This is a genomic window from Microbacterium sp. NPDC028030 (assembly GCF_040637855.1).
GTDB lineage: Bacteria > Actinomycetota > Actinomycetes > Actinomycetales > Microbacteriaceae > Microbacterium.
In genome coordinates, this window is record NZ_JBEZXF010000002.1 from 1 (window position 1) to 22,116 (window position 22,116).

Below are 22,116 nucleotides of genomic sequence, written 5' to 3' on the forward strand. Positions count from 1 at the left end.
ATGGTACTGCAGGGGGGACCCTGTGGGAGAGTAGGACACCGCCGGACTCCTTTTAAACAAAATGGCCACCCAACGCTGGGTGGCCATTTTGCGTTTGACGAATAGAACAGGGAGCATCATGCCGGAAGAGGAAGAGCGCCGTCCGCGTCGCAACGACGACAGTGGATCGCGCGGTAACCGACCTTCTGGCGGTCGCCCCGAGCGCAGTCGTGATGGCAAGGCTCCGCGTCGTGAAGGCGGCTACAACCGTGATGGTGGTGCGCCGCGCCGTGAGGGCGGGTACAACCGTGATGGTGGTGCGCCCCGTCGTGAGGGCGGGTACAACCGTGATGGTGGTGCGCCCCGTCGTGAGGGCGGGTACAACCGTGATGGTGGTGCGCCCCGTCGTGAGGGCGGCTACAACCGTGATGGTGGTGCCCCTCGTCGTGAGGGCGGTGCGCCGCGTCGTGAGGGTGGGTACAACCGTGATGGTGCGGCTCCTCGTCGTGAGGGCGGGTACAACCGCGAGGGTGGTGCGCCCCGTCGTGAGGGCGGGTACAACCGCGACGGTGGTGCCCCTCGTCGTGAGGGCGGTGCCCCTCGTCGTGAGGGCGGGGCGCCGCGTCGTGAGGGTGGGTACAACCGTGATGGAGGTGCCCCGCGCCGTGAGGGCGGCTACAACCGCGACGGTGGTGCCCCGCGCCGTGAGGGCGGCTACAACCGCGACGGTGGTGCCCCGCGCCGTGAGGGCGGCTACAACCGCGACGGTGGTGCCCCCCGTCGTGAGGGCGGGTACAACCGTGATGGTGGTGCCCCGCGTCGTGAGGGCGGGTACAACCGTGATGGTGGTGCCCCGCGTCGTGAGGGCGGGTACAACCGTGATGGTGGTGCCCCGCGTCGTGAGGGCGGCGACCGCGATCGTTCGCGCTCGTTCCCGCAGCGCGGGGGGACGGGTCGGGAGCGTCCGACCCAGGCTGCGAACGAGCGGCCCCGGTTCGACGAGCCGCAGATCCCCGATGACGTCACCGCGCGGGACCTTCATGCATCGGCTCGGAACGAGCTCAAGACTCTGAGCAAGGAGAACGCCGAGCATGTCGCTCGCCACCTGGCGATGGCGTCACGGCTGATCGACGAGGACCCTGCGCTGGCGCACGAGCATGCGTTGGCGGCGTCCCGACGCGCGGGCCGTATCGCGATCGTTCGCGAGACCCTCGGCATCACGGCGTACGCCACCGAGGACTTCGCGCTCGCCCTCCGCGAGCTGCGCACTTATCGCCGTATCTCGGGCAAGGACGACCAGATCGCCCTCATGGTCGACAGCGAGCGCGGCATCGGACGTTCCGATCGTGCGCTGGAGACGGGACGTGCCGTCGATCGTTCGACGCTCGAGACCCCGGTGCGCGTCGCGTTGGCGATCGCGATGTCGGGCGCCCGACTCGACCAGGGCGATCTCGAGCTCGCGCTCGGCGAGCTCGAGATCCCTGAGCTCGACCCGGATCGTGCTTTCGAGTGGAGCCCCGCGCTGTTCGCCGCTCGCGCTGCGGTGCTCGAAGACCTCGGACGCACCGAGGAGGCCGAGTTCTGGGCCGAGCGTGCCGAGGTCGCCGCACAGGTGCTCGGTATCGACGAGGCCGGCGACGAGGAGATCTACATCGAGGACGGCCTGATCGAGGGCGACTTCGATGATGACGAGGTCGTCTCGAACGATGGAACTGTCTCTGATGATGAGGTTGTCTCTGATGATGAGGTTGTCTCTGATGATGAGGTCGTCTCTGAAGGCGATACGGGCTCTGCCGATGACGCTTCGCGCGTCGAGCGTGCTGAGGCGGAGGGCGTCGAGTCCGACGGTGAGCCTGCAGAGCCCACCGTCGAGGATGAGGTGCGCGAGCTCCTCGGTGAAGACGAGTCCGACGACGCGGACGCGGAGGCGTAGTGGCGCTGTTCTCTCGTAAGCGCGGTCTGCGCACGCCGCTCGAGGGTGTCGACACGGTCTTGGCCGACCTGGACGGCGTCGTCTACGCCGGCCCCGGGGCGTTGCCCTTCGCCGTGGACAGCCTCAACGAGGCCGCGAAGACGGTTCGGCTCGGATACATCACCAACAATGCCGCCCGGACCGATGCCTCCGTCGCGGCGCATCTGAGCAGCCTCGGGCTCCGCGTGGGCGCCTCGGACGTCGTCACGAGCCCCCAGGCGGCGATGCGGCTGATGGCGCAGATCGTGCCTGCTCCCGCGACGATCCTCGTCGTGGGTGGCGACGGGCTCGTCGACGAGGTACGCAAGGCCGGCTACACGGTGACACGCAGCGCCGAAGACTCTCCGAGCGCAGTGGTGCAGGGCTTCGCACCCGAGGTGGCGTGGACCGACCTCGCAGAAGCCGCGTTCGCGCTCAAGTTCCCGGAGGACGAGGGCGGCATCCCGTGGATCGCCACGAACACGGACTGGACGATTCCGCGCGAGCGTGGAGTGGCGCCGGGTAACGGCACCCTCGTTTCCGCCGTCCATACCGCGGTCGGTCGATTGGCGACCGTCGCCGGCAAGCCTGAAGCACCGATCTTCGAAGAGGCCCTGGCCCGCTTCGGCGCGCAGAAGGCTCTGTTCATCGGCGACCGTCTCGACACCGACATCATGGGCGCGAGCCGTGTCGGAATCGACTCGGTGCTCGTGCTCACCGGCATCGACCGCCCTAAGCATGTGCTGGCGGCACCGGAGGGTTCCCGTCCGACCTACATCCTCGGTGACCTTCGCGAACTGCACCTTCCGTATCCCGAGGTCACGGAACGGGACGGGGTGTTCCATGTCAACGGCGCCGCTGTGCGGGTCGAGGGAGCCGATGTCGAGATCGTGGCGGAGTCGGACCAGCAGATCGACCTGCTGCGCGCGGGCGCAGCCGCCATCTGGGCCTCGGGCACGCCTGTGTTCGTGCTGCGGGTCCCGGAACGCCTCTACCTGGATCCCTTCCACCGTCCCTGAGCGATCTCGCGTGGGCTCCGTCTCCTGTCGTAGGTGCCGCGTACAGTGGAAGGGTGAGCGAAGAGACGACGAGTGCGCCGACCGATGGTCTGTGGAGTCGCCTGCGACTGATCGAGGGGCAACCGCTCGCTTCACGCGCTGATGCATACTCGGCGCTGCACGACGAGCTCTCGCGCCGTCTCGAGAGCGGCGCGAAGCTCGACCACCGGGAGACCCCGGGATCCCGATGACGCGACTCGACGCCGCCCTCGCCGCTCGAGGACTCGCCCGTTCGCGTAGCCACGCAGCCACACTCATCTCCGAGGGGCTCGTGAGCGTCGACGGGCGGCCTGTCGTGAAGGCGTCCACCGCGGTCGCCGACACCTCCGAGATCACGATCGCCAGCTCAGATCACTACGTCGGGCGCGCGGCGCACAAGCTGATCGCCGGTCTCGACGGCTTCGGCATCTCCGTCCAGGGCCGGCTCGCGCTCGACATGGGCGCGTCCACCGGCGGGTTCACACAGGTGCTGCGCGAGCGAGGCGCCAGGAGAGTGCTCGCCGTCGATGTCGGGCATGGCCAGTTGGCGGCGGCGATCAGCGCGGACCCGGGCGTCGTCTCCGTCGAGGGGTACAACGTGCGGCACATGACCCCGGAGAATCTCGCCGAGGCGACGGGGGAGACCGATGTCCCCGACCTCGTCGTCGGCGACCTCTCCTTCATCTCGCTCGAACTCGTGCTGCCGGCCGTCGCAGAGATCGCGGGACCGGAGTCCGACGTGCTTCTGCTCGTGAAGCCCCAGTTCGAGGTCGGACGCACCGCGGTGCGCGGCGGGCTCGTGACCGATCCCGCAACCCGCGCGGATGCGGTCGCCCGCACGGTCTGGAGCGCGTGGGACGTGGGACTCGGAATGCTCGGCATCCTTCCCTCCCCACTGCTCGGCACCCATGGCAATGCCGAGTATCTGGTGCACCTCGCACCGGGGCGGGGGAGCAATCCGACAGAATGGTTGGACAGCATCAACCGACTGGTAGGAGGACGATGAACGAGCGCAACATCCTGGTCGTCGCGCATGCCGGCCGTGTGGACACCGTCGAAGCGGCCCGTCGCGTGATCGATGCCCTGCGTGAAGCCGGTGCACGACCCGTGCTCGCCGCCGACGACCACGAAGCGCTCGTGGCGGTCGACGGGTTCTTCGCCGCGACCGATGTGCTCGGTGTGTCGGTCGATCCGGCCGAACTCGAGCTCGCGATCGTGCTCGGCGGCGACGGGACGATCCTGCGCGCGGCGGAACTCGTCCGCGACACCGGTGCACCCGTGCTCGGCATCAACATGGGTCATGTCGGGTTCCTCGCCGAGATCGATCGCGACGACATGGACAAGGCCGTGCGTCGCGTGATCGATCGCGACTACGACGTCGAGGAACGACTCGCGCTGTCGGTGCGGGTGAAGGATGCGGCGGGCGACGTCGTGTACGAGACCTGGGCGCTCAACGAGGCGACGGTCGAGAAGGCCAGCCGCGAGCGGATGATCGAGGTGGTGCTCGAGATCGACGGTCGGCCGTTGTCGAGCTTCGGCTGCGACGGCATGGTCATCTCCACCCCGACCGGGTCGACCGCCTACAACTTCTCGGCGGGAGGACCCGTCATCTGGCCCAGCGTGGAGGCGATCGCAGTCGTCCCCCTCTCGGCACATGCACTGTTCGCCAAGCCACTCGTCGTGAGCCCCGACGCGGCGGTCGCGATCGAGATGCTCGAGCGCACCGACGGCTCGGGCATCCTCTGGTGCGATGGGCGACGATCTCATGATCTGCCGCCGGGGGCACGCGTCGTGGTCCGCCGCTCGTCCCGACCCGTGCGACTCGCGCGTCTGCACCCCACCGCGTTCACCGACAGGCTCGTCCGCAAGTTCCAACTGCCCGTCGAAGGATGGCGCGGCCAGGCTCTGGGGACGCCGTCATGATCGAGGAGATGCGGATGCAGGGGCTCGGCGTGATCGCCGATGCCGTGCTGCCGCTGGGGCCGGGCTTCACGGCGATCACAGGCGAGACGGGTGCAGGCAAGACGATGGTGGTGACGGGTCTCGGTCTGCTCCTCGGCCAGCGCGCCGACTCCGGCGCCGTTCGCGCCGGTGCCGCTCAGGCGTCGGTCGCGGGGGTGTGGATCGTCCCCGATGAGGGGGACATCGCCGAGATCGTCGCGGATGCCGGTGGGGAACTCGAGCCTGCGGGCTCCGGAACGGCCGAGCTGTACGTCTCGCGCACACTGAGCGCTGAGGGACGCAGCAGAGCGAGCGTCGGTGGTCGCGCCGCGCCCGCCGGCGTACTCTCGGCCCTCGCCGAAGAGCTCGTCGTGGTGCACGGACAGTCGGAACAGCTGCGCTTGCGATCCGCTGCGGCGCAGCGCGATGCGCTCGACCGCTTCGGAGGCAGCCGGATCACCGACGCCCTCGCGCAGTATGCGGAGTCCTTCGCGCACTGGCGGGCTCTCGACGCCGAGATCACCGAGATCACCGAGAACCGTGACCGCCGGGCGGAGGAAGCTTCCCGTCTCAGGGAGGCGCTCGCGCTGATCGAGGCGACAGCGCCGGAGCCGGGGGAGGACCAGGAGCTCGCCGATCGGGCTGAGCGCCTCGCGAACGCCGAGGAGCTTCGACTCGCTGCCTCCCTCGCCCACGCCGCCCTGTCGAACGAAGAGGGTGAGCCGGACGCCTCGGCGCTCGTCGCGGAGGCGAGGCGGGTGCTCGAGCGTGCAGCGGACGTCAAACTCACCGAGATCGGCGAGAGCGTCGCTGACATCGGCTATCGGATCGCCGATGTCGCCGGACAACTGTCCGCCTACCTGGCCGACCTCGACGAGACGGGGCCCCACGAGCTCGCAGCCGTGGAAGAACGCCGTGCCGCGTTGGGCACGTTGATCAGGGCGCACGGCTCCCTCGACGAGGCCCTGTCCCTCTGGCAGACCGGATCCACGCGGCTCGCCGAACTCGACGACGACGGTGACCGCATCGAGCGGCTGATCGCCGAGCGTGAGTCGTCACGCGCAGAGCTCGACGCGCGCGCCGCAGCTCTCACCGCCGCACGCACGGAAGCCGCAGCGCGCCTCGGCGAGGCGGTGACAGAAGAGCTGCACGCCCTCGCGATGCCGGATGCGCGACTCGAGGTCGTCGTCTCCGAGGGGACGGAGAGCACCCACGGTCGCGACGACGTCGCCATCCTCCTCGCCCCTCACCCCGGCGCAGAGCCTCGCTCGGTCTCCAAGGGAGCGTCGGGCGGCGAACTCTCTCGCGTGATGCTGGCCATCGAGGTCGTCATCTCGGCGACGGATCCGGTGCCGACCTTCGTCTTCGATGAGGTCGACGCGGGCATCGGCGGGGCCGCCGCCATCGAAGTGGGACGGCGACTCGCCCGGCTCGCCGAGAAGTCTCAAGTCATCGCCGTGACCCATCTGGCGCAGGTCGCGGCATTCGCGAACAACCACCTCTCCGTCGTGAAAGCCCACGACGGAGCCGTCACCGCCTCGGATGTGCGGCGTCTCGAAGGGGGAGAACGTGAGGCCGAGATGGCCCGTCTCCTCTCCGGACTCGCCGATTCCGACGCCGCGCTGACCCATGCTCGCGAACTTCTCAGCCTCCGCGTCTCCGCCGCCTGATAGGATCGAAGCCCGTGATGAACTCTTCTTCCGCGGGACCCAAGAACGACACGACCAAGCACATCTTCGTGACCGGTGGTGTCGTTTCGTCTTTGGGTAAGGGCCTCACCGCAGCCAGCCTCGGCAACCTCCTCACGGCCCGCGGACTGCGCGTCGTGATGCAGAAGCTCGACCCGTACCTGAACGTCGATCCGGGCACCATGAACCCGTTCCAGCACGGCGAGGTGTTCGTCACCGACGACGGTGCGGAGACCGACCTCGACATCGGCCACTACGAGCGCTTCCTCGACATCAACCTGTCCGAGGCCGCGAACGTCACCACAGGTCAGATCTACTCGCAGGTGATCGCGCGCGAACGCCGCGGCGAGTACCTCGGCGACACGGTGCAGGTCATCCCGCACATCACCGACGAGATCAAGCGCCGCATGCGTCTGCAGGCGTCCGAGGACCCGCGTCCCGACGTGATCATCACCGAGGTCGGCGGCACGGTCGGCGACATCGAATCGCAGCCGTTCCTCGAGTCCGCACGCCAGCTTCGTCACGAGCTCGGCCGCGACAGCGTGTTCTTCGTGCACGTCTCGCTCGTGCCGTTCATGGGTGCGTCGGGGGAGCAGAAGACCAAGCCGACCCAGCACTCGGTCGCGGCTCTGCGCCAGGTCGGCATCCAGCCCGATGCACTCGTGCTGCGCAGCGACCGCCCGGTGAGTGAGAGCAACCGCAACAAGATCGCGCTCATGTGCGACGTCGACGTCGAGGGCGTCATCAACACGGTCGACCTGCCGAGCATCTACGACATCCCGTCCACGCTCAACGAGCAGGGCCTCGACTCGTACATCGTGCGCCGGCTCGGCCTCGACCAGAAGGCCGCAGACGTCGACTGGACCCGCTGGAACAAGGTGCTGCACGCCGTGCACAACCCGAAGCACGAGGTCACGATCGGCCTGGTCGGCAAGTACATCGACCTGCCGGACGCCTATCTCTCCGTGACGGAGGCCCTGAAGGCGGGCGGCTTCGCGCAGGAGACCAAGGTCAACATCCGCTGGATCCCCTCCGATCTGTGCGAGACGCCGGAAGGCGCGCAGGAGCAGCTTGCAGAGCTCGACGGCATCTGCGTTCCCGGCGGCTTCGGCATCCGTGGCATCGAGGGCAAGCTCGGCGCGCTGAAGTTCGCCCGCGAGCAGGGCATCCCCACATTGGGTCTGTGCCTCGGTCTGCAGTGCATGGTCATCGAGTATGCGCGCGACGTCGCCGGCATCGTCGGGGCGTCATCGAGCGAGTTCGACCCGGAGACGTCGGAGCCGGTGATCGCGACCATGGCGGAGCAGATCGAGATCCTCGACGGCGGCGACCTCGGCGGCACGATGCGTCTGGGGCTGTACCAGGCCGCTCTCGCCGAAGGATCCCTCGCCCGCGAGGTGTACGGCGCGCCGGAGGCTGCCGAGCGTCACCGTCACCGTTACGAGGTCAACAACGCCTACCGCGATCGTCTGACCGAGGCGGGGCTGGTGTTCTCCGGCCTGAACCCCGAGCTCGACCTGGTCGAGTACGTCGAGCTGCCGCGCGACGTGCACCCGTACTACATCGCCACGCAGGCGCACCCCGAGCTGCGCTCGCGTCCGACCGCGCCGCACCCGCTGTTCCGCGGACTCGTCGGCGCCGCGATCGAGCGACACCGTGCCAGCGAGCTGTTCGACGTGAGCGAAGACGTCGTCGCCGATGCCTGAGCAGGCCGAGAGCCTCCAGGACGAACCGTTCGAGCCCGAGGTCCTGCAGAGCGACCTCGTCTACGAGGGGAGGGTCTGGGACGTGCGCTCGGATCGTGTGCGCTACGGCGACGGCGAGATGGTCAGGCAGTACGTCGACCACACGGGCGCCGTGGCGATCCTCGCGCTCGACGACGAGGGCCGGGTCCTGCTGATCCAGCAGTACCGGCATCCGATCCGCCACCGTGACTGGGAGCTGCCCGCGGGGCTGCTCGACGTGGAGGGGGAGGAGCCGCTGGCCGCCGCACGCCGCGAACTCGCGGAGGAGGCGGATCTCACGGCCGCGCACTGGGAGCCCCTGGTCTCGTCGTGGACCACCCCGGGCGGCAACGACGAGATGATCCACATCTTCCTCGCGACCGGCATCGAGGCGGCCGAGACGGCGCACGACCGCGAAGACGAGGAAGCCGACATCCGTGTGGAGTGGGTCCCGCTCGCTGACGCGGTCGATGCGGTCCTCGCCGGCCGGATGCACAACGGCATCCTCACGATCGGCGTGCTGGCGGCGGCGCAGAGGCTGCGCGATCGGGGTTGAGGGATGCTGCTCGACCGCGCTCTCGACGCATACCTGCGTCATGTGACGATCGAGCGCGGTCTCAGCGAGCACACGATCGCGGCCTACCGACGCGACCTCGGCGGATATGTCGAATGGCTGACGGCCGAGGGCGTCGTCGACACTTCGGACGTGACCCCGGCGGTGATCGACCGGTTCGTCGCCGACCGCGCTTCGGCCGACCCGGCCCCGGCCTCGACGAGCCTGGCACGACTGCAGTCGTCCGTCCGCGGGTGGCACCGCTTCCTGGCGCGTGAGGGGATCGAGGACGACGACCCCAGCGGGAGGCTGCGCCCACCCAAGGCACCGCGTCGGCTCCCCAAGGCGCTGACCATCGACCAGGTCGAGCGCCTCCTGGCAGCCCCCTCGCCGGAGGATCCGCTCGGCGTCCGCGACCGCGCACTCCTCGAGCTCCTGTACGCCACGGGCGCGCGCGTCTCTGAGGCCATCGGACTCGATGTCGACGACGTGGCCCACGGAGACGTGCTGCGCCTGCGGGGCAAGGGCTCCAAGGAGCGGATCGTGCCGATCGGGTCGTACGCACGGGCCGCAGTCGACGCCTACCTCACCCGGGTGCGTCCGGCACTCGCGGCGAAGGGGCGGGCATCGGCCCGGCTGTTCCTCGGTGCGCGTGGCGCCCCCCTGTCGCGGCAGAGCGCCTGGCTGGTGATCCGGGCGGCGGCGGAGAAGGCACAGATCACCGCGGAGGTGTCGCCCCATACGCTGCGGCACTCGTTCGCGACGCACCTCCTGCAGGGCGGCGCAGACGTCCGGGTCGTCCAGGAGCTGCTCGGGCACTCGTCTGTCGCGACGACCCAGATCTACACGCACGTCTCCGTCGACACACTGCGCGACATCTACGCGACCTCGCACCCCCGCGCGCGCTGAATCCGGATCTCCGAGCGGCCCCCTGCCGCGCGCCGAGGCGGCCGCAGAACGGGCTGCCCGGTACAATCGACCAAGCACGAAGGAGCAGGAGAACCGGTGGCTGAGAAAGTGGCGAAGTCCAGGGCGAAGGCGCGGAAGGCCGACGAGACCCCCATGGGACCCACCGGCCGCCCCTATCACGGGTTCCCGATCCCCGAACCGCTGAAGTCCCACGGGCCTGCGCGCATCATCGCGCTGTGCAACCAGAAGGGCGGCGTTGGCAAGACCACGACGTCCATCAACCTGGCGGCCGCCCTCGCGGAATACGGTCGCAAGGTGCTCGCGGTCGACTTCGACCCGCAGGGCGCCCTGTCTGCCGGTCTCGGGATCCCCACGCACGACGTGCCGACGATCTACGACCTGCTGCTGGACACGAAGCGCGATGCGCACGACGCCATCGTGCACTCGAGCGTCGAGGGCCTCGACGTGATGCCGGCCAACATCGACCTCTCCGCCGCCGAGGTGCACCTGGTCAACGAGGTCGCCCGCGAGACCATCCTCGCCCGCGTGCTGCGGCAGGTCGCGGGGGAGTACGACGTCATCCTGATCGACTGCCAGCCCTCGCTCGGCATCCTCACCGTGAACGCCCTGACCGCGGCGCACGGCGTGATCATCCCGCTCGAGTGCGAGTTCTTCGCGCTCCGGGGCGTGGCGCTGCTCATCGAGACGATCGACAAGGTCCGCGACCGGCTGAACCCCTCCATCACGATGGACGGCCTGCTGGCGACGATGTACGACCCGCGCACGCTGCACTCCCGTGAGGTCCTCGAGCGAGTCGTCGAAGCCTTCGGGGACGATGTGCTCGAGACGGTGATCGGTCGTACCGTGAAGTTCCCCGACGCCTCGGTGTCGGGTGTGCCCATCACCGAGTTCGCCCCCGAGCACGCGGCCGCTCAGGCATACCTGCGGCTGGCGCGGGAGCTGGTCGCCCGTGGCGCCGTCGCCTAGCGAGGGTCCTGTCGACGCGACGCTCGAGGAGAGCGCGGGTGAGGCCGCGTCCGTGGAGAGCGCAGGTTTCCGGGTCTCCCTGTCGAACTTCGACGGCCCGTTCGATCTGCTGCTGAACCTCATCTCGAAGCACGAGATGGACATCACCGAGGTCTCTTTGAGCGCGGTCACGAACGAGTTCATCGCGTACCTCGGACAGCTCGAGGACGACGAGGAACTGGATCAGGCGTCCGAGTTCCTCGTGGTCGCAGCGACACTCCTCGACATGAAGGTGGCAGGGCTGCTCCCGCAGGGCGAACTGGTCGACGCGGAGGCCGTCGCACTGTTGGAGGCGCGCGACCTGCTGTTCGCCCGTCTCCTGCAGTACCGCGCGTTCAAAGAGGTGTCCGCGTGGTTCGCCCGGTGCCTGCAGAGGGAGGATCGGCGGCATGTGCGGGCCGTGCGGCTCGACGAGAAGCACCGCCGGCAGACGCCCGAGCTCGTGTGGTCGCTGACCGCGGACGACTTCGCGGCCCTCGCGCTGCTGGCCTTCGCGCCCAAGGAGATCCCGCACGTCGGGCTCGATCATCTGCATGCGCCGCTGGTCAGCATCCGGGAGCAGGCGGCGATCGTCGTCACACTGCTTCGTGGCACCGAGTCGCTGAGCTTCCGTGAGCTGGTCGCCGGCGTCGCCGAGCCTGGCATCATCGTGGCGCGCTTCATCTCGGTGCTCGAGCTGTATCGGCATGCGGCGCTGTCCTTCGAACAACTGGAACCGCTCGGCGAGCTGACGCTGCGCTGGGCAGCCGACTCCTGGTCGGACGAGACACTCGCGACCCTGGGGGCCGACTATGACCGATGAGATGACGGACACCTCCGCCGAGGAGACGCAGGACGAGGGGATCTCGGACGAGATCTCCTCCGAGATCCCTCTCGCCGAGCGCATCGAGGCCATCCTGCTGATCATCGACGAGCCGCTCGGCCTGGTGGCGCTGGCTGCTGCGGTCGGATCCCCGGTGCCCGCCGTCAGGCAGACACTCGAGATGCTCGTCGACGACTACGACGGCAGAGGTAAGGGCCCTCGTCGTGGGTTCGAGCTCCGTGAAGTCGGGGGTGGATGGCGCCTGTACGTACGGGAAGAGCTCGACGACGTCGTCGCCGCGTTCATCGGCGGACAGGCCCCGGCGCGCCTGTCGCAGGCCGCTCTCGAGACACTGGCCGTGATCGCCTACAAGCAACCGGTGACACGCAGCCAGGTCGCCTCCATCCGCGCGGTGAACGTCGACTCGGTCGTGCGCACACTCCTCGCACGCGGTCTGATCACCGAGCTGTTCGCCGACTCCGAGACCGGTGCGATCAACTACGGCACGACCGACGCGCTCCTGCAGCACCTGGGCATCAACTCACTCGACGAGCTGCCCCCGATCTCGCCTCTGCTCGACGACGGTGCAGACGGCTTCGACGAAGGGACCATCCGATGAACGCCCCGCACGGGAACGACGCCGACGCACCGGAGGGCGTGCGACTGCAGAAGGTGCTCGCCGCTGCCGGTGTGGCCTCGCGCCGCGTCGTCGAGCAGTACATCACCGAAGGGCGTATCCGAGTCAACGGCGTCGTGGTCTCCGAGCTCGGGCGGCGGATCGATCCGGAGCACGACCTCGTCGACGTCGACGGCACGGCCGTGCAGCTGGACGTCTCCAAGCGCTACGTGATGCTCAACAAGCCGACCGGCGTCGTCAGCAGCATGAAGGACGAGAACGGTCGTCCCGACCTCCGCCGCTTCACGGAGCAGTTCGAGGAACGGCTCTACAACGTCGGGCGCCTCGACGCCGAGACCAGTGGTCTGCTGATCCTCACCAACGACGGCGCGCTCGCCCACGTGCTGGCGCACCCGTCGTTCGGGGTCACCAAGGTGTACATCGCCAAGGTCGAGGGGACGGTGCTGCCTCAGACGATCTCGAAGCTCACCAAGGGCATCGATCTGGAGGACGGACCGATCGCCGCGGACAAGGCGCGCCTGCTCGACACCTCGCGTGGGTCGAGCCTGGTCGAGTTGACGCTGCACTCCGGGCGCAACCGCATCGTGCGTCGGATGCTCGCCGCGGTCGGCCACCCCGTCACCGAGCTCGTCCGCCGCCAGTTCGGCCCGCTCCACCTGGGAACCCTCCCGGCGGGAAAGACGCGGGAACTGAGTAAAATCGAACTCGGTGCGCTTCTGACCTTGTCGCGCCGTGAATCCGGTGTCGCCGAGGCGCCAGGCGAGCAGGAGAACGAATGACCGATACGACGAGTGCGCCCACGGCGCGGAGAACAGGCGCCGTCGCGCCGCGTCTCTCCGGCACCGTCCGCGTCGTCGGCGCCGGTCTGCTCGGGGCGAGTGTCGGGCACGCGCTCCGATCCAAGGGCATCGACGTCGTGCTGACGGATGCCTCGCCCGCGCAGCTGCGCCTCGCGGTGGACTACGGCGCAGGGCGCATCGCCGCGGATGACGACCGGCCTTCGCTCATCGTCGTCGCGGTGCCGCCGGATGTCACCGCCGACGTGATCCAGGCAGAGCTCGAACGCTTCCCCGAGGCCGTCGTCACCGATGTCGCCAGCGTGAAGCTCGAGCCGTTCCGCACGCTCCAGTCGCGCGGTGTCGATCTGACCCGCTACATCGGCTCGCATCCCCTCGCCGGTCGCGAACGGGGAGGGGCGATCTCCGCCCGCGCGGATCTGTTCGTCGGACGGCCCTGGGTGGTCTGCCGCGATGAGGACACGAAGGCCGCCGACCTCGCTCTGGTCGAGGCGCTCGCGCTCGACGTGGGCGCGATGCCGCTGGAGATGACGCCCGAGGAGCACGACCGTTCGGTCGCCCTCACCTCGCACGTGCCCCAGGTGGTCGCGAGCCTCCTCGCCGGTCGCCTCGCGGGTGCCGAGGAGAGCGCGCTCCGGCTCGCCGGACAAGGGGTGCGCGACACGACGCGCATCGCCGCTTCCGCCCCGGAACTCTGGGTGCAGATCCTCGGCGCCAATGCGGGACCCGTCGTCGAGATCCTCGATGCGCTCGCGTCCGACCTCGGCGATGTCGCGGCCGCGTTGCGCGAGCCGAGTGCCCCGGGTGCGCGGCGCATCGTGGCCGAGGCGATCCGGCAGGGCAACGATGGTGTCGAACGCCTTCCCGGCAAGCACGGTCAGAACCAGCGGTTCGAGACGCTCGTGGTCATGGTCGACGACACCGCCGGCCAGCTGGGTCGCCTGTTCGGCGAGCTCGGCGAACTCGGAGTCAACGTCGAAGATCTCCGCCTGGAGCACTCGCCCGGCGCACAGTTCGGTCTCGCCGAGATCAGCGTCGACCCCGCAGCGCTGCACGGCGCGATCACCGGGCTCCAGGAACGCGGCTGGCGGATCGCGGGGAACACGAATGACTGATACCTCCACCTCGTCCAGCGCACCGAGCCACGGGACCGATGCGGCGAAGTTCATCGCCATCGACGGCCCCGCCGGTTCCGGGAAGTCCAGCGTGTCCAAGGCCGTCGCCCGCGCGCTCGGCTTCGGGTACCTCGACACCGGCTCCGCATACCGTGCGCTCGCCTGGCACGTGCTCGACCGCGGTGCCGACACCGCCGACGCCGATGCGGTTCTCGCCGCGGCATCCGACTTCCCGGTGCGTCTGGGCCTGGACCCCGACGACCGCACCGTACGAGTGGGCGACACCGACGTCACCGAGGACATCCGCGACCCGCGGGTGTCCGGCGCGGTGAGCGGCGTGGCACGCGTGCCCGAGGTGCGGGCACAGGTGAACGCGCTGTTCCGCACGCTCGTCGCCGAGGCGACCTATCCGGCTGTGGTCGTCGAGGGCCGCGACATCACGACCGTCGTCGCCCCTGATGCCCCCGTACGGATCCTGCTCACCGCGGCGCCCGAGGTGCGGGCTGCCCGCCGTGCCGGCGAACTCGCCGGTGAGAACGCGGATGCCGTCGCCGCAGCGCTCCACAAGCGCGATGCCTCCGACAGCGCCGTCGTCGACTTCCTCAACGCCGCGGAAGGCGTGGAGGTCGTCGACTCGACGGAACTCGATTTCCCCCAGACCATCGACGCCGTGCTCACGGTGATCGAACGACTCCAAGGAGCACACCGTGGCTGACGACGAATACGAAGGCGGCCCCGACCAGCTCGCCGAGAAGATGGAGAACATCGACGAGCAGCTCGCCGAGCAGCGCGCGGAGACCCTGCGCGCCGGTCTCGCCGACTACGAGCTCGACGATGAGGATGCGGCCCTCCTCGCCGGGATCACCCTCGGTGAGGACGGCATCCAGTACAGTCCTGCTCTGCCCGTGGTGGCGATCGTCGGACGACCGAACGTGGGCAAGTCCGCGCTCGTGAACCGCATCCTCGGCCGCCGTGAGGCCGTCGTGGAAGACACCCCCGGCGTCACGCGCGACCGCGTGACGTACAAGGCGGAGTGGGCGGACCGGCGCTTCTCGCTCGTCGACACCGGCGGGTGGGAGCCCGATGCGCGCGGCATCGACCGTTCGGTCGCTGCCCAGGCGGAGGTCGCGATCGACCTCGCCGACATGGTGCTCTTCGTGGTGGACGCGATGGTCGGGGCGACATCGACCGACGAGCACGTCGTGAAGCTGCTGCGCAAGAGCGGCAAGCCGGTGTTCCTCGTCGCCAACAAGATCGACGACGCCCGTCAGGAGCCCGAAGCGGCCGCCCTGTGGAACCTCGGACTCGGCGAGCCGCACCCTGTGTCGGCGATCCACGGACGCGGTGTCGCCGACCTGCTCGACGAGGTGCTGAAGAAGCTCCCCGAGGTCTCGGCCGTTGCGAAGCAGGAGATCGGTGGTCCGCGCCGCGTCGCGATCCTCGGTCGTCCGAACGTGGGCAAGTCGTCGCTGCTGAACAAGGCGGCCGGCGAGGAGCGCGTGGTCGTCAACGATCTGGCCGGTACCACCCGCGACCCGGTCGACGAGGTCGTGGAGCTCGGCGGCAAGATGTGGCGTCTGGTCGATACGGCCGGCATCCGTCGTCGCGTGCACATGGCACAGGGCGCAGACTTCTATGCATCGCTGCGTACGTCTGCGGCACTGGAGAAGGCAGAGGTCGCCGTCGTCGTGCTCGACGTGTCGGAGACGATCAGCGAGCAGGACGTGCGCATCATCGACCTCGTGCTGGAGTCGGGCCGCGCTCTCGTGCTCGCGTTCAATAAGTGGGACCGTCTGAACGACGACGACCTCGAGAACGCCGACCGTCGCAGGTACCTCGAGCGTGAGATCGAGCAGGACCTCGCGCACGTGGCCTGGGCGCCGCGCGTGAACATCTCGGCGAAGACCGGCCGTCACCTCGACAAGCTCGTCCCGGCGCTGGAGACCGCGCTGGAGAACTGGGACCGTCGCATTCCCACGGGCAAATTCAACGCGTTCCTCGCCGAGCTCGTCGCCGAGCACCCGCACCCGTTGCGCGGCGGCAAGCAGCCGCGCATCCTGTTCGGCACCCAGGCGTCGACCCGCCCGCCGACGTTCGTGCTGTTCACGACCGGGTTCCTCGACCCCGGGTACCGCCGGTTCATCCAGCGCCGCCTGCGCGAGCTGTACTCCTTCGAGGGCACGCCGATCGTCATCAACATGCGGGTGCGCGAGAAGCGCCAGCGCTGACCTGTTCCCGCACATGTCGCGCTGAGGTGCCGTGACCCCGATGCTGTGAAAGGCTGAGGGGGTGACTGTCGTACCTCCTGCCCCCGGTGAGCCGCGTCGCCCCGAGGGGCCGCGGAATCCGGGCGATGCCTGGGTCGTCGCCGCGTCGGGGGAGAAGTACTGGGGACGCTTCGGCGCCGCCGGGCTTCTCGCCGTCGACCCCGCCCGCGGCATCCTGCTGCAGCACCGCGTGTCGTGGAGCCACTTCGGCGGCACGTGGGGTCTGCCCGGCGGGGCTCTGCACGAGGGTGAGAGTGCGATCGCCGGAGCCATCCGTGAGGCGCAGGAGGAGGCGGGAGTGCCGGACGGCGCGGTGCGCGCGCGGTTCACGAGCGTGCTCGACCTCGGCATCTGGTCGTACACGACCGTCATCGCGGACGTGCAGAGCGGCTTCGACCCGGTGATCAGCGACCCGGAGAGCGTCGCGCTGGAGTGGGTACCTGTCGATGAGGTCGACGCCCGGCCGCTGCACCCCGGATTCGGAGCCGCCTGGCCGACACTGCGGAACCAGCTCGAGGTGCGACCGCTGATCGTCGTCGATGCCGCGAATGTCGTCGGCTCCGTGCCGGACGGCTGGTGGAAGGACCGCGCGGGTGCCGCCTCTCGCCTGCGGGAGCGGTTGACGGGACTCGCGGTTCCCGCGAACGCGCTGGATCTCACGGGCGACGTCTGGTTCCCCGAGGTGTCGATGGTGGTCGAGGGGCAGGCGCGCCGCATCGATGCCGACTCGAGCCCCGTGTCGGTCGTCCGGGCCGACGCCGAAGGGGACGATGCCATCGTCGCCGAGGTCTCACGCCAGAGCGACGCCGGACGGACGGTCGTGGCGGTCACCAGCGATCGCGAGCTTCAGGGCCGCGTCACGGAGGCGGGCGCCGCGCAGGTGCGCTCTGCCGGGTGGCTGCGGGACCTGCTCGAGCACCACGACTGAGTCATCCACCACCACGACTCACGCCACGACTGAGGCGGCACGACTGACGCACCTTGACTGGCGCGCCACGACTGACGCACCACGACTGAGTCATCCACCACGGCTTCCGCGGCGGTCAGACGAACATCACGCGGCGCGGTGGCGGGTCGGTGTAGGCGCGGCCGAGCGGACTTTGCCACGTGATGCTGCCGTCTCGCTGCTGTTGAGCCGTCCACCGGTAGGGGTCCGGAACGTCGGGGTGCTTGAGTGTGTGGTGGGCGCGGCACAGGTGGCCGAGGTTGTCGACGCGGGTCCGTCCGCCTTTGGCATGGTCGTGGGTGTGGTCGACGTCGCAGCGGTGCACCGGCATCCGACACCCGGGGAAGCGACAGTGCTGATCACGAGCACGGAGGAACCGACGCATCCCCTCGGTCGGAGTGTAGGTGTCGGTCTCGCGCAGCATGCCGCTCGGATCGAGGAAGAGCCGCGTCCAGCCGGTGTTGCGTCCGGCAAGGTCGCGGGCGATGTCGGGGTGCAGGGGGCCGTGTCCGTCGAGCTGGGCGGGTCGATCGTCGACGCCGGCGAGCGTGGTCGCGGCGACGGTGACCTGAACGCGGGCCTGCACATGCTCGAGGTCCGTGCCGTGCACCGCGCTGGGATCTGCCGTGAGCAGCAGGTCGCTGAAGAGGTCTGCCTGCACCTGCGACCACGTGCGCTCATCGGCGGGATAACTCTCGACGTGCGGGTCGGTCGTGAACGTGTCGCCCTCCGCACTCGCGATCACCACATCGGAGTAGGGGTCGAACGACGGATCATCGAGCGCGAAGTCTTCGAGGTCGAGGCCCTCGTGATCATGCTCGACCCACCAGGGCAGGGGCACGATCTCGCGGTCGGCTCTGGCGCGGATGACTTCGCGCGTCATCCTGCTCAGCCGGTCGGAGATCGCGGTCGCGATCCATTCGGGGAGCACCGCGGTGAGCAGGGCGAGTCCGTCGTCGAGGGACTTCACCGTCACGCTGCGCTCCCCGGCGGCACGACGGTGCCGCTGCACCACGGTCTCGCCCACCAGGGCTGCGGCGACCTGCCGCGCGTGTGCCCGTGTGCGCGCAGGGTTCTCCTGTTCGGCGACCACGAGAACCGCGGTCTCGAACAACTCGAGCGTCGCCGCGTCCACGGCCTTGTTCCGGACGGCCTCGCTGACGATCGCACTCGCTCTGGCGATCTCCCGGACGTGCGCCGCGCTGATCGCGCCCCGCGCATATGCAGCCCTGACCGCGGGGAGATAGGTGTCGAGAGCGCGGGCGTCGGCGAAGGCGAAGTCCATCGATCCCGTTGAGAGGCGCCCCGCTGCGGAGAACTCGGCGATCATCGAGCGGTAGATCGCGTCGCGGTGAGAGGGACTCGCCGCGACGTCGGCATCGTGGATCGCGATCTGGCGGATCAGGAGCTCCGCGGCTTCAGCCTCGAGCACGGCGATCTGCCGCCTGGTCTCGGCCCATTCGCTCAGCACGCGCTGCCGCTTCTCGGATTCGAGGTCGAGATCGGTGCACGTGGTCATAGTTTGAGTCTAGGATGTATCTACGAGTCTATGATCTGAATGCGGTCAGTCATATAGGTATATCAGTACGAAGGATCGTCACGACCACGCAGCTTGTCGATGTCGCGCCGTTCTCGTTTGGTGGGGCGACCGGCGCCTCGGTCGCGGAGGCCGAGCGCGGCCTGCGGCTCTCTTTCGGGTGTGCGGTCTTCGTAGGCGAGAGCGGCGAGCGGGGCGCCGACACGCTTGACCAGGAGCTGACGCACGATGAGGATACGGTCGAAGCCGGCGATGCGGACGCGCAGCTCGTCGCCGATGCGGACCTGCTGGGCGGCCTTCACTCTGTCGCCGTTCACCCTCACATGCCCCGCGCGGCATGCGGTGGTTGCGGCGGATCGCGTCTTGTAGATCCGGATCGCCCAGAGCCAGCTGTCGACGCGTGCGGCATCCATCAGGCGGCCTTCCTGCGCAGGGCGATCAGGGATCCCGCGACGATGAGACCCTGACCGAGGGTGTAGGTGAGCATGACAGCGGGGCTGCTCCAGGCGGGGAGTCCGCCTGGCAGGAAGAGTCGGAACGCGAGCAGCGTGTCGCTGGCGAGGAAGAACGCCCCGCCGACGGCGATCAGTGGTGAGCACCGTGCGGAGAACGCTGCCGTTCCCCCCAGGACCACACCGTACAGAGCAACGGCGATGAGCAGGCCACCCGTGTGCGGGCCGAGGATGGCGATCATCGCGACCCACCAGACCGCGTAGATCAGGGCCCACCACGGCATCCGTCGTCGCGCGAGATGGCGGGCGAACAGCAGGATGTAGGCCACATGGGCGATGCCGAAGAACAACAGCATCAGAGGAAGCTCGGGAGCGGAGGGGAAGAAGGCACCAGCACCGTCGCCGAGCCAGGAGAAGAGCACCGCCGCGAGGAGCAGCACCAGCGCGGCGCGGGAGCCCAGACGTCGGGCCGACAGCACGATCGGAAGAGCCAGGAGAGGCATCAGCAGCAGCTTCGTCGGACCTGCGAGAGGGCTTCCCACTGCGAGGAGGACGACGTGCAACACGGACACCGCGACATACGGGAGGAAGGCCCACACGATCAGCGAGAGAGCGGGGCGACGCGGCATCCCCTGATCGTATGGCCGGTCGCCAGTGGCGGCTGTCGTCGTGTTCGGCATGCGTCGTGGGGGCGTCAGGATGTGAGCTCGGTGTCGGGGTCAGGATTCGACCGTGACCTGGCCGACGGTGTCGTCGAGGTTCAGGTGCGCCGCTGGCCAGTATCCCTCGGGGAAGTGCTCGCCGCACTCGTCGTTCAGGTGCAGGATCGCCGTTCCGTCCGGAGCGATCTCGATCGTGTCTATCGCGAGATCGGACGCGCCGTCATCCAGGTCGTGGGGTGCGGGTTCACCGGTGGTGAAGTTCGCGACCACGGCATCCGTCGCGATCCGGCGGAGGATCTCGAGTCGAGACACGACATCGCGCAGGCGGGGCAGCAGCGGCGCCACATCGTCGGCATTCGTGCCTTCGAGCATGAGCTCCAGTTCCGACCCCTCGACCGAGAAGGTGCCGACGAACCAGTCGTGCGTGAGCACCGTGCCGTCGGTGCGCTCGGTGGTGGCGCGGGTGAAGGTGCCGAGTTCGGGATCGTCGATGGTCGCAGGGGCGTCGCTCATGGTCTCACGCTAGCGGGTGGCACGCTCGACCCGCTCACGCGGAGAGGTCGAGCGCCACGAGCTTGCGCCCTGGCTTGAGCTCTGTCTTCTCGAGGAAGCCTGCGGCGAGGAATGTGCCGAGCGTGCCGTGGAAGAGGTCGTTCGTCCGCCGCTTCTCGCCAGCCGTGTCGACCGGGTATCCCTCGATGAGTCGCGCGCCCGACTCCCTGGCGTATTCGACCGCGGCCTTGAGCAGGTCGAGGTTCAATCCCGCTCCGCGATGCTCCCGACGGACGACGAAGCACGTCACCGCCCAGACCGAGTCATCATCGAAGGGCTCGGTCGATGCGGCGGCGATGATCCGTGTGCGGGGGACCCGTGCCTGTCTGGTGCGCGGTCCGATGCGGATCCAGCCGGCTGACTCGCCGTCGACATAGGCGACGACTCCGGGAGACGGGCCCTCGGCGATCTCTTCGCGGAACATCTCGGTGCGCTGCGCCGTGGTCGTCGCATTCCAGTCCTTGTTGCTCAGCACCGGCCAGATGCACTGACAGCTCGCGCCGTCGCCGCCACCCGTGAGCGCATGCTGCACGTCATCCCAACGAGCGGATGTCGCCAACGCGGTCGTGATCGTCACCATGCACGCGACGGTACGCGCGGCGTCCGACACCCGCAACGGCTCGGTTCGCGGAGGGGTGCGACATGCGGCTAAGATAGGGGAGTTGCCTGCGCGAGAGCGAAGGACAACGGGCTGTGGCGCAGCTTGGTAGCGCACTTGACTGGGGGTCAAGGGGTCGCAGGTTCAAATCCTGTCAGCCCGACCACAGAGAGGCTCGGAATCGCGCGGAAGGTGCGCGGTCCCGAGCCTCTGTCGTATCCGCCGTGGATACCGGGTGCATAGTGGTGTCATGGATGACGACCGCAGGCTCAGACGTCGACAGGTGCTCATGCTCGTCGTCGGAGCGGTGTCGCTCGCGGTCGCGGTGATCGTCGGGATCGACCTCGTGGTCGGCTCGGGAGGCGGCGGCAGATGGTGGACGCTGGTGGGATCGAGTCTCACCGCCATCGCGATGATCTCGGGCTGGTTCAACCTGCGCTCCATCCGTCGTAAGCGCGCGAACGACCCTGAGGCCGGCCACACGGGGGCCTAGTCCCTTCGAGGGACCTCCGGCGGATGTGTGCGGTACCGCTCAGGGCTCCTGCCCGAAGGTGCGGGGATCCACCGGCCACTGCGACTTCGGGACGCTGTTCTCGAGCACGAGCAGGTACGACTCGGTGACGAGCTCGCGGATCAGGTCGGCATCGAGACCGCCTCCGGGATGCAGGGTGATCCAGTGCTTCTTGTTCATGTGATAGCCGGGGGTGATGTCAGGGTGAGCGCTCCGCAGCGCTCGTGCGTCTTCCGGCGCGGACTTGAGCGTCACGATCGGTGTCCCCGTCGTGGCCGTCTGGAGCATGAAGACCTTCCCCCGCACCTTGTACACGTCCCACTCCGCGCCGAAGGGATGCGACATCTCCGCCCCGGGCAGCTCCTCGGCGCGTTCGGCCGCATGCTGCTGCAGTGTCTTCCCGCCCATGGGACCCTCTTCCGCTCGGACCTG

At 68.8% G+C, this 22,116-nt stretch carries 25 protein-coding genes and 1 tRNA gene; 19 read left to right on the forward strand and 7 right to left on the reverse strand.

Going from position 1 to position 22,116, the window contains the following annotated elements; genetic code table 11:
- Window positions 1-52: 52 nt before the first annotated feature.
- A complete protein-coding gene (locus tag AB0E56_RS08810; protein ID WP_359798283.1) occupies window positions 53-1,021 on the reverse strand; it encodes a hypothetical protein in 969 nt (322 codons plus the stop codon).
- Between the two features lie 69 nt (window positions 1,022-1,090).
- On the opposite strand from AB0E56_RS08810, the gene AB0E56_RS08815 reads away from it, so the two are divergent.
- The 17 genes from AB0E56_RS08815 to AB0E56_RS08895 all read left to right on the forward strand — a co-directional run bounded on the left by AB0E56_RS08815 (window position 1,091) and on the right by AB0E56_RS08895 (window position 17,354).
- Entirely contained in the window at window positions 1,091-1,912 is an 822-nt protein-coding gene (locus AB0E56_RS08815) for a hypothetical protein (protein ID WP_359798284.1), read from the forward strand.
- Window positions 1,912-2,949: an HAD-IIA family hydrolase gene (locus tag AB0E56_RS08820; protein WP_359798285.1), complete on the forward strand. Its 1,038-nt coding sequence runs from the start codon at window positions 1,912-1,914 to the stop codon at window positions 2,947-2,949. The genes AB0E56_RS08815 and AB0E56_RS08820 overlap by 1 nt, the downstream gene beginning before the upstream one ends.
- Window positions 2,950-3,002: 53 nt before the next feature.
- The gene (locus AB0E56_RS08825) at window positions 3,003-3,179 is read left to right on the forward strand and encodes a hypothetical protein (RefSeq protein ID WP_359798287.1); all 177 of its coding nucleotides are present in this window, start codon (window positions 3,003-3,005) and stop codon (window positions 3,177-3,179) included.
- The gene (locus tag AB0E56_RS08830; RefSeq protein ID WP_359798288.1) at window positions 3,176-3,973 is read left to right on the forward strand and encodes a TlyA family RNA methyltransferase; all 798 of its coding nucleotides are present in this window, start codon (window positions 3,176-3,178) and stop codon (window positions 3,971-3,973) included. Before AB0E56_RS08825 ends, AB0E56_RS08830 begins: the two co-directional genes overlap by 4 nt.
- Window positions 3,970-4,890: an NAD kinase gene (locus tag AB0E56_RS08835; protein ID WP_359798290.1), complete on the forward strand. Its 921-nt coding sequence runs from the start codon at window positions 3,970-3,972 to the stop codon at window positions 4,888-4,890. The genes AB0E56_RS08830 and AB0E56_RS08835 overlap by 4 nt, the downstream gene beginning before the upstream one ends.
- Window positions 4,887-6,578, forward strand: a complete 1,692-nt coding sequence (recN, locus tag AB0E56_RS08840) for a DNA repair protein RecN (RefSeq protein WP_359798291.1) — start codon at window positions 4,887-4,889, stop codon at window positions 6,576-6,578. Before AB0E56_RS08835 ends, recN begins: the two co-directional genes overlap by 4 nt.
- A 17-nt stretch (window positions 6,579-6,595) precedes the next feature.
- Window positions 6,596-8,302: a CTP synthase gene (locus AB0E56_RS08845; protein ID WP_359798293.1), complete on the forward strand. Its 1,707-nt coding sequence runs from the start codon at window positions 6,596-6,598 to the stop codon at window positions 8,300-8,302.
- Window positions 8,295-8,876 (forward strand): NUDIX hydrolase, encoded by a 582-nt coding sequence (locus AB0E56_RS08850; protein ID WP_359798294.1) that lies wholly within the window; start codon window positions 8,295-8,297, stop codon window positions 8,874-8,876. Before AB0E56_RS08845 ends, AB0E56_RS08850 begins: the two co-directional genes overlap by 8 nt.
- Before the next feature lie 3 nt (window positions 8,877-8,879).
- The gene (gene xerD / locus AB0E56_RS08855; RefSeq protein ID WP_359798296.1) at window positions 8,880-9,782 is read left to right on the forward strand and encodes a site-specific tyrosine recombinase XerD; all 903 of its coding nucleotides are present in this window, start codon (window positions 8,880-8,882) and stop codon (window positions 9,780-9,782) included.
- 153 nt (window positions 9,783-9,935) lie between these two features.
- Window positions 9,936-10,769 carry a ParA family protein gene (locus tag AB0E56_RS08860; protein ID WP_181156631.1) on the forward strand — a complete coding sequence of 278 codons (834 nt, stop codon included), beginning with the start codon at window positions 9,936-9,938 and terminating at the stop codon, window positions 10,767-10,769.
- A 52-nt stretch (window positions 10,770-10,821) separates the two neighbouring features.
- The gene (locus AB0E56_RS08865; RefSeq protein WP_359800023.1) at window positions 10,822-11,610 is read left to right on the forward strand and encodes a ScpA family protein; all 789 of its coding nucleotides are present in this window, start codon (window positions 10,822-10,824) and stop codon (window positions 11,608-11,610) included.
- Entirely contained in the window at window positions 11,600-12,229 is a 630-nt protein-coding gene (gene scpB, locus AB0E56_RS08870; RefSeq protein WP_359798297.1) for an SMC-Scp complex subunit ScpB, read from the forward strand. The genes AB0E56_RS08865 and scpB overlap by 11 nt, the downstream gene beginning before the upstream one ends.
- Window positions 12,226-13,026: a pseudouridine synthase gene (locus tag AB0E56_RS08875; RefSeq protein ID WP_359798298.1), complete on the forward strand. Its 801-nt coding sequence runs from the start codon at window positions 12,226-12,228 to the stop codon at window positions 13,024-13,026. The genes scpB and AB0E56_RS08875 overlap by 4 nt, the downstream gene beginning before the upstream one ends.
- A complete protein-coding gene (locus AB0E56_RS08880; protein WP_359798300.1) occupies window positions 13,023-14,159 on the forward strand; it encodes a prephenate dehydrogenase in 1,137 nt (378 codons plus the stop codon). Before AB0E56_RS08875 ends, AB0E56_RS08880 begins: the two co-directional genes overlap by 4 nt.
- Entirely contained in the window at window positions 14,152-14,874 is a 723-nt protein-coding gene (gene cmk / locus AB0E56_RS08885) for a (d)CMP kinase (RefSeq protein WP_359798301.1), read from the forward strand. Before AB0E56_RS08880 ends, cmk begins: the two co-directional genes overlap by 8 nt.
- Window positions 14,875-14,914: 40 nt before the next feature.
- Complete coding sequence (gene der, locus AB0E56_RS08890) at window positions 14,915-16,387, forward strand: ribosome biogenesis GTPase Der (protein ID WP_258567220.1); 1,473 nt, start codon at window positions 14,915-14,917, stop codon at window positions 16,385-16,387.
- A gap of 61 nt (window positions 16,388-16,448) precedes the next feature.
- On the forward strand, window positions 16,449-17,354 hold the full coding sequence (locus AB0E56_RS08895; protein ID WP_359798303.1) for an NUDIX hydrolase: 906 nt from the start codon (window positions 16,449-16,451) through the stop codon (window positions 17,352-17,354).
- A gap of 115 nt (window positions 17,355-17,469) precedes the next feature.
- Here AB0E56_RS08895 and AB0E56_RS08900 read toward each other — a convergent pair whose 3' ends face one another.
- The 5 genes from AB0E56_RS08900 to AB0E56_RS08920 all read right to left on the reverse strand — a co-directional run bounded on the left by AB0E56_RS08900 (window position 17,470) and on the right by AB0E56_RS08920 (window position 21,155).
- Window positions 17,470-18,891, reverse strand: a complete 1,422-nt coding sequence (locus AB0E56_RS08900) for a DUF222 domain-containing protein (RefSeq protein ID WP_359798304.1) — start codon at window positions 18,889-18,891, stop codon at window positions 17,470-17,472.
- A gap of 62 nt (window positions 18,892-18,953) precedes the next feature.
- Complete coding sequence (locus AB0E56_RS08905) at window positions 18,954-19,322, reverse strand: RNA-binding S4 domain-containing protein (RefSeq protein WP_359798306.1); 369 nt, start codon at window positions 19,320-19,322, stop codon at window positions 18,954-18,956.
- Window positions 19,322-19,990, reverse strand: a complete 669-nt coding sequence (locus AB0E56_RS08910; protein WP_359798307.1) for a lysoplasmalogenase family protein — start codon at window positions 19,988-19,990, stop codon at window positions 19,322-19,324. Before AB0E56_RS08910 ends, AB0E56_RS08905 begins: the two co-directional genes overlap by 1 nt.
- 90 nt (window positions 19,991-20,080) lie before the next feature.
- A complete protein-coding gene (locus tag AB0E56_RS08915) occupies window positions 20,081-20,536 on the reverse strand; it encodes a hypothetical protein (protein WP_359798308.1) in 456 nt (151 codons plus the stop codon).
- Window positions 20,537-20,570: 34 nt separating this feature from the next.
- Entirely contained in the window at window positions 20,571-21,155 is a 585-nt protein-coding gene (locus tag AB0E56_RS08920) for a GNAT family N-acetyltransferase (protein WP_359798310.1), read from the reverse strand.
- A 107-nt stretch (window positions 21,156-21,262) separates the two neighbouring features.
- Between AB0E56_RS08920 and AB0E56_RS08925 the strand changes: the two genes are divergently transcribed.
- Together AB0E56_RS08925 and AB0E56_RS08930 are read left to right on the forward strand one after the other, a co-directional pair.
- Window positions 21,263-21,339 (forward strand) — tRNA-Pro (locus AB0E56_RS08925).
- 84 nt (window positions 21,340-21,423) lie between these two features.
- Window positions 21,424-21,666 (forward strand): hypothetical protein, encoded by a 243-nt coding sequence (locus AB0E56_RS08930; RefSeq protein ID WP_359798311.1) that lies wholly within the window; start codon window positions 21,424-21,426, stop codon window positions 21,664-21,666.
- A 39-nt stretch (window positions 21,667-21,705) separates the two neighbouring features.
- Here the strand turns inward: AB0E56_RS08930 and AB0E56_RS08935 are convergent, their stop codons facing one another.
- Window positions 21,706-22,092 (reverse strand): MmcQ/YjbR family DNA-binding protein, encoded by a 387-nt coding sequence (locus AB0E56_RS08935; RefSeq protein ID WP_359798312.1) that lies wholly within the window; start codon window positions 22,090-22,092, stop codon window positions 21,706-21,708.
- Window positions 22,093-22,116: the final 24 nt, after the last annotated feature.

Coding starts and splice junctions, on each gene's coding strand:
- AB0E56_RS08915 (WP_359798308.1), bottom strand. CDS start 20,536: ATGAGCGACGCCCCTGCGACCATCGACGATCCCGAACTCGGCACCTTC.
- AB0E56_RS08835 (WP_359798290.1), top strand. CDS start 3,970: ATGAACGAGCGCAACATCCTGGTCGTCGCGCATGCCGGCCGTGTGGAC.
- AB0E56_RS08905 (WP_359798306.1), bottom strand. CDS start 19,322: ATGGATGCCGCACGCGTCGACAGCTGGCTCTGGGCGATCCGGATCTAC.
- AB0E56_RS08920 (WP_359798310.1), bottom strand. CDS start 21,155: ATGGTGACGATCACGACCGCGTTGGCGACATCCGCTCGTTGGGATGAC.
- recN (WP_359798291.1), top strand. CDS start 4,887: ATGATCGAGGAGATGCGGATGCAGGGGCTCGGCGTGATCGCCGATGCC.
- AB0E56_RS08875 (WP_359798298.1), top strand. CDS start 12,226: ATGAACGCCCCGCACGGGAACGACGCCGACGCACCGGAGGGCGTGCGA.
- AB0E56_RS08935 (WP_359798312.1), bottom strand. CDS start 22,092: ATGGGCGGGAAGACACTGCAGCAGCATGCGGCCGAACGCGCCGAGGAG.
- AB0E56_RS08860 (WP_181156631.1), top strand. CDS start 9,936: ATGGGACCCACCGGCCGCCCCTATCACGGGTTCCCGATCCCCGAACCG.
- cmk (WP_359798301.1), top strand. CDS start 14,152: ATGACTGATACCTCCACCTCGTCCAGCGCACCGAGCCACGGGACCGAT.
- scpB (WP_359798297.1), top strand. CDS start 11,600: ATGACCGATGAGATGACGGACACCTCCGCCGAGGAGACGCAGGACGAG.
- der (WP_258567220.1), top strand. CDS start 14,915: ATGGAGAACATCGACGAGCAGCTCGCCGAGCAGCGCGCGGAGACCCTG.
- AB0E56_RS08830 (WP_359798288.1), top strand. CDS start 3,176: ATGACGCGACTCGACGCCGCCCTCGCCGCTCGAGGACTCGCCCGTTCG.
- AB0E56_RS08845 (WP_359798293.1), top strand. CDS start 6,596: ATGAACTCTTCTTCCGCGGGACCCAAGAACGACACGACCAAGCACATC.
- AB0E56_RS08910 (WP_359798307.1), bottom strand. CDS start 19,990: ATGCCGCGTCGCCCCGCTCTCTCGCTGATCGTGTGGGCCTTCCTCCCG.
- AB0E56_RS08900 (WP_359798304.1), bottom strand. CDS start 18,891: ATGACCACGTGCACCGATCTCGACCTCGAATCCGAGAAGCGGCAGCGC.
- AB0E56_RS08880 (WP_359798300.1), top strand. CDS start 13,023: ATGACCGATACGACGAGTGCGCCCACGGCGCGGAGAACAGGCGCCGTC.
- AB0E56_RS08930 (WP_359798311.1), top strand. CDS start 21,424: ATGGATGACGACCGCAGGCTCAGACGTCGACAGGTGCTCATGCTCGTC.
- AB0E56_RS08810 (WP_359798283.1), bottom strand. CDS start 1,021: ATGAAGGTCCCGCGCGGTGACGTCATCGGGGATCTGCGGCTCGTCGAA.
- AB0E56_RS08850 (WP_359798294.1), top strand. CDS start 8,295: ATGCCTGAGCAGGCCGAGAGCCTCCAGGACGAACCGTTCGAGCCCGAG.
- AB0E56_RS08815 (WP_359798284.1), top strand. CDS start 1,091: ATGGCGTCACGGCTGATCGACGAGGACCCTGCGCTGGCGCACGAGCAT.
- xerD (WP_359798296.1), top strand. CDS start 8,880: ATGCTGCTCGACCGCGCTCTCGACGCATACCTGCGTCATGTGACGATC.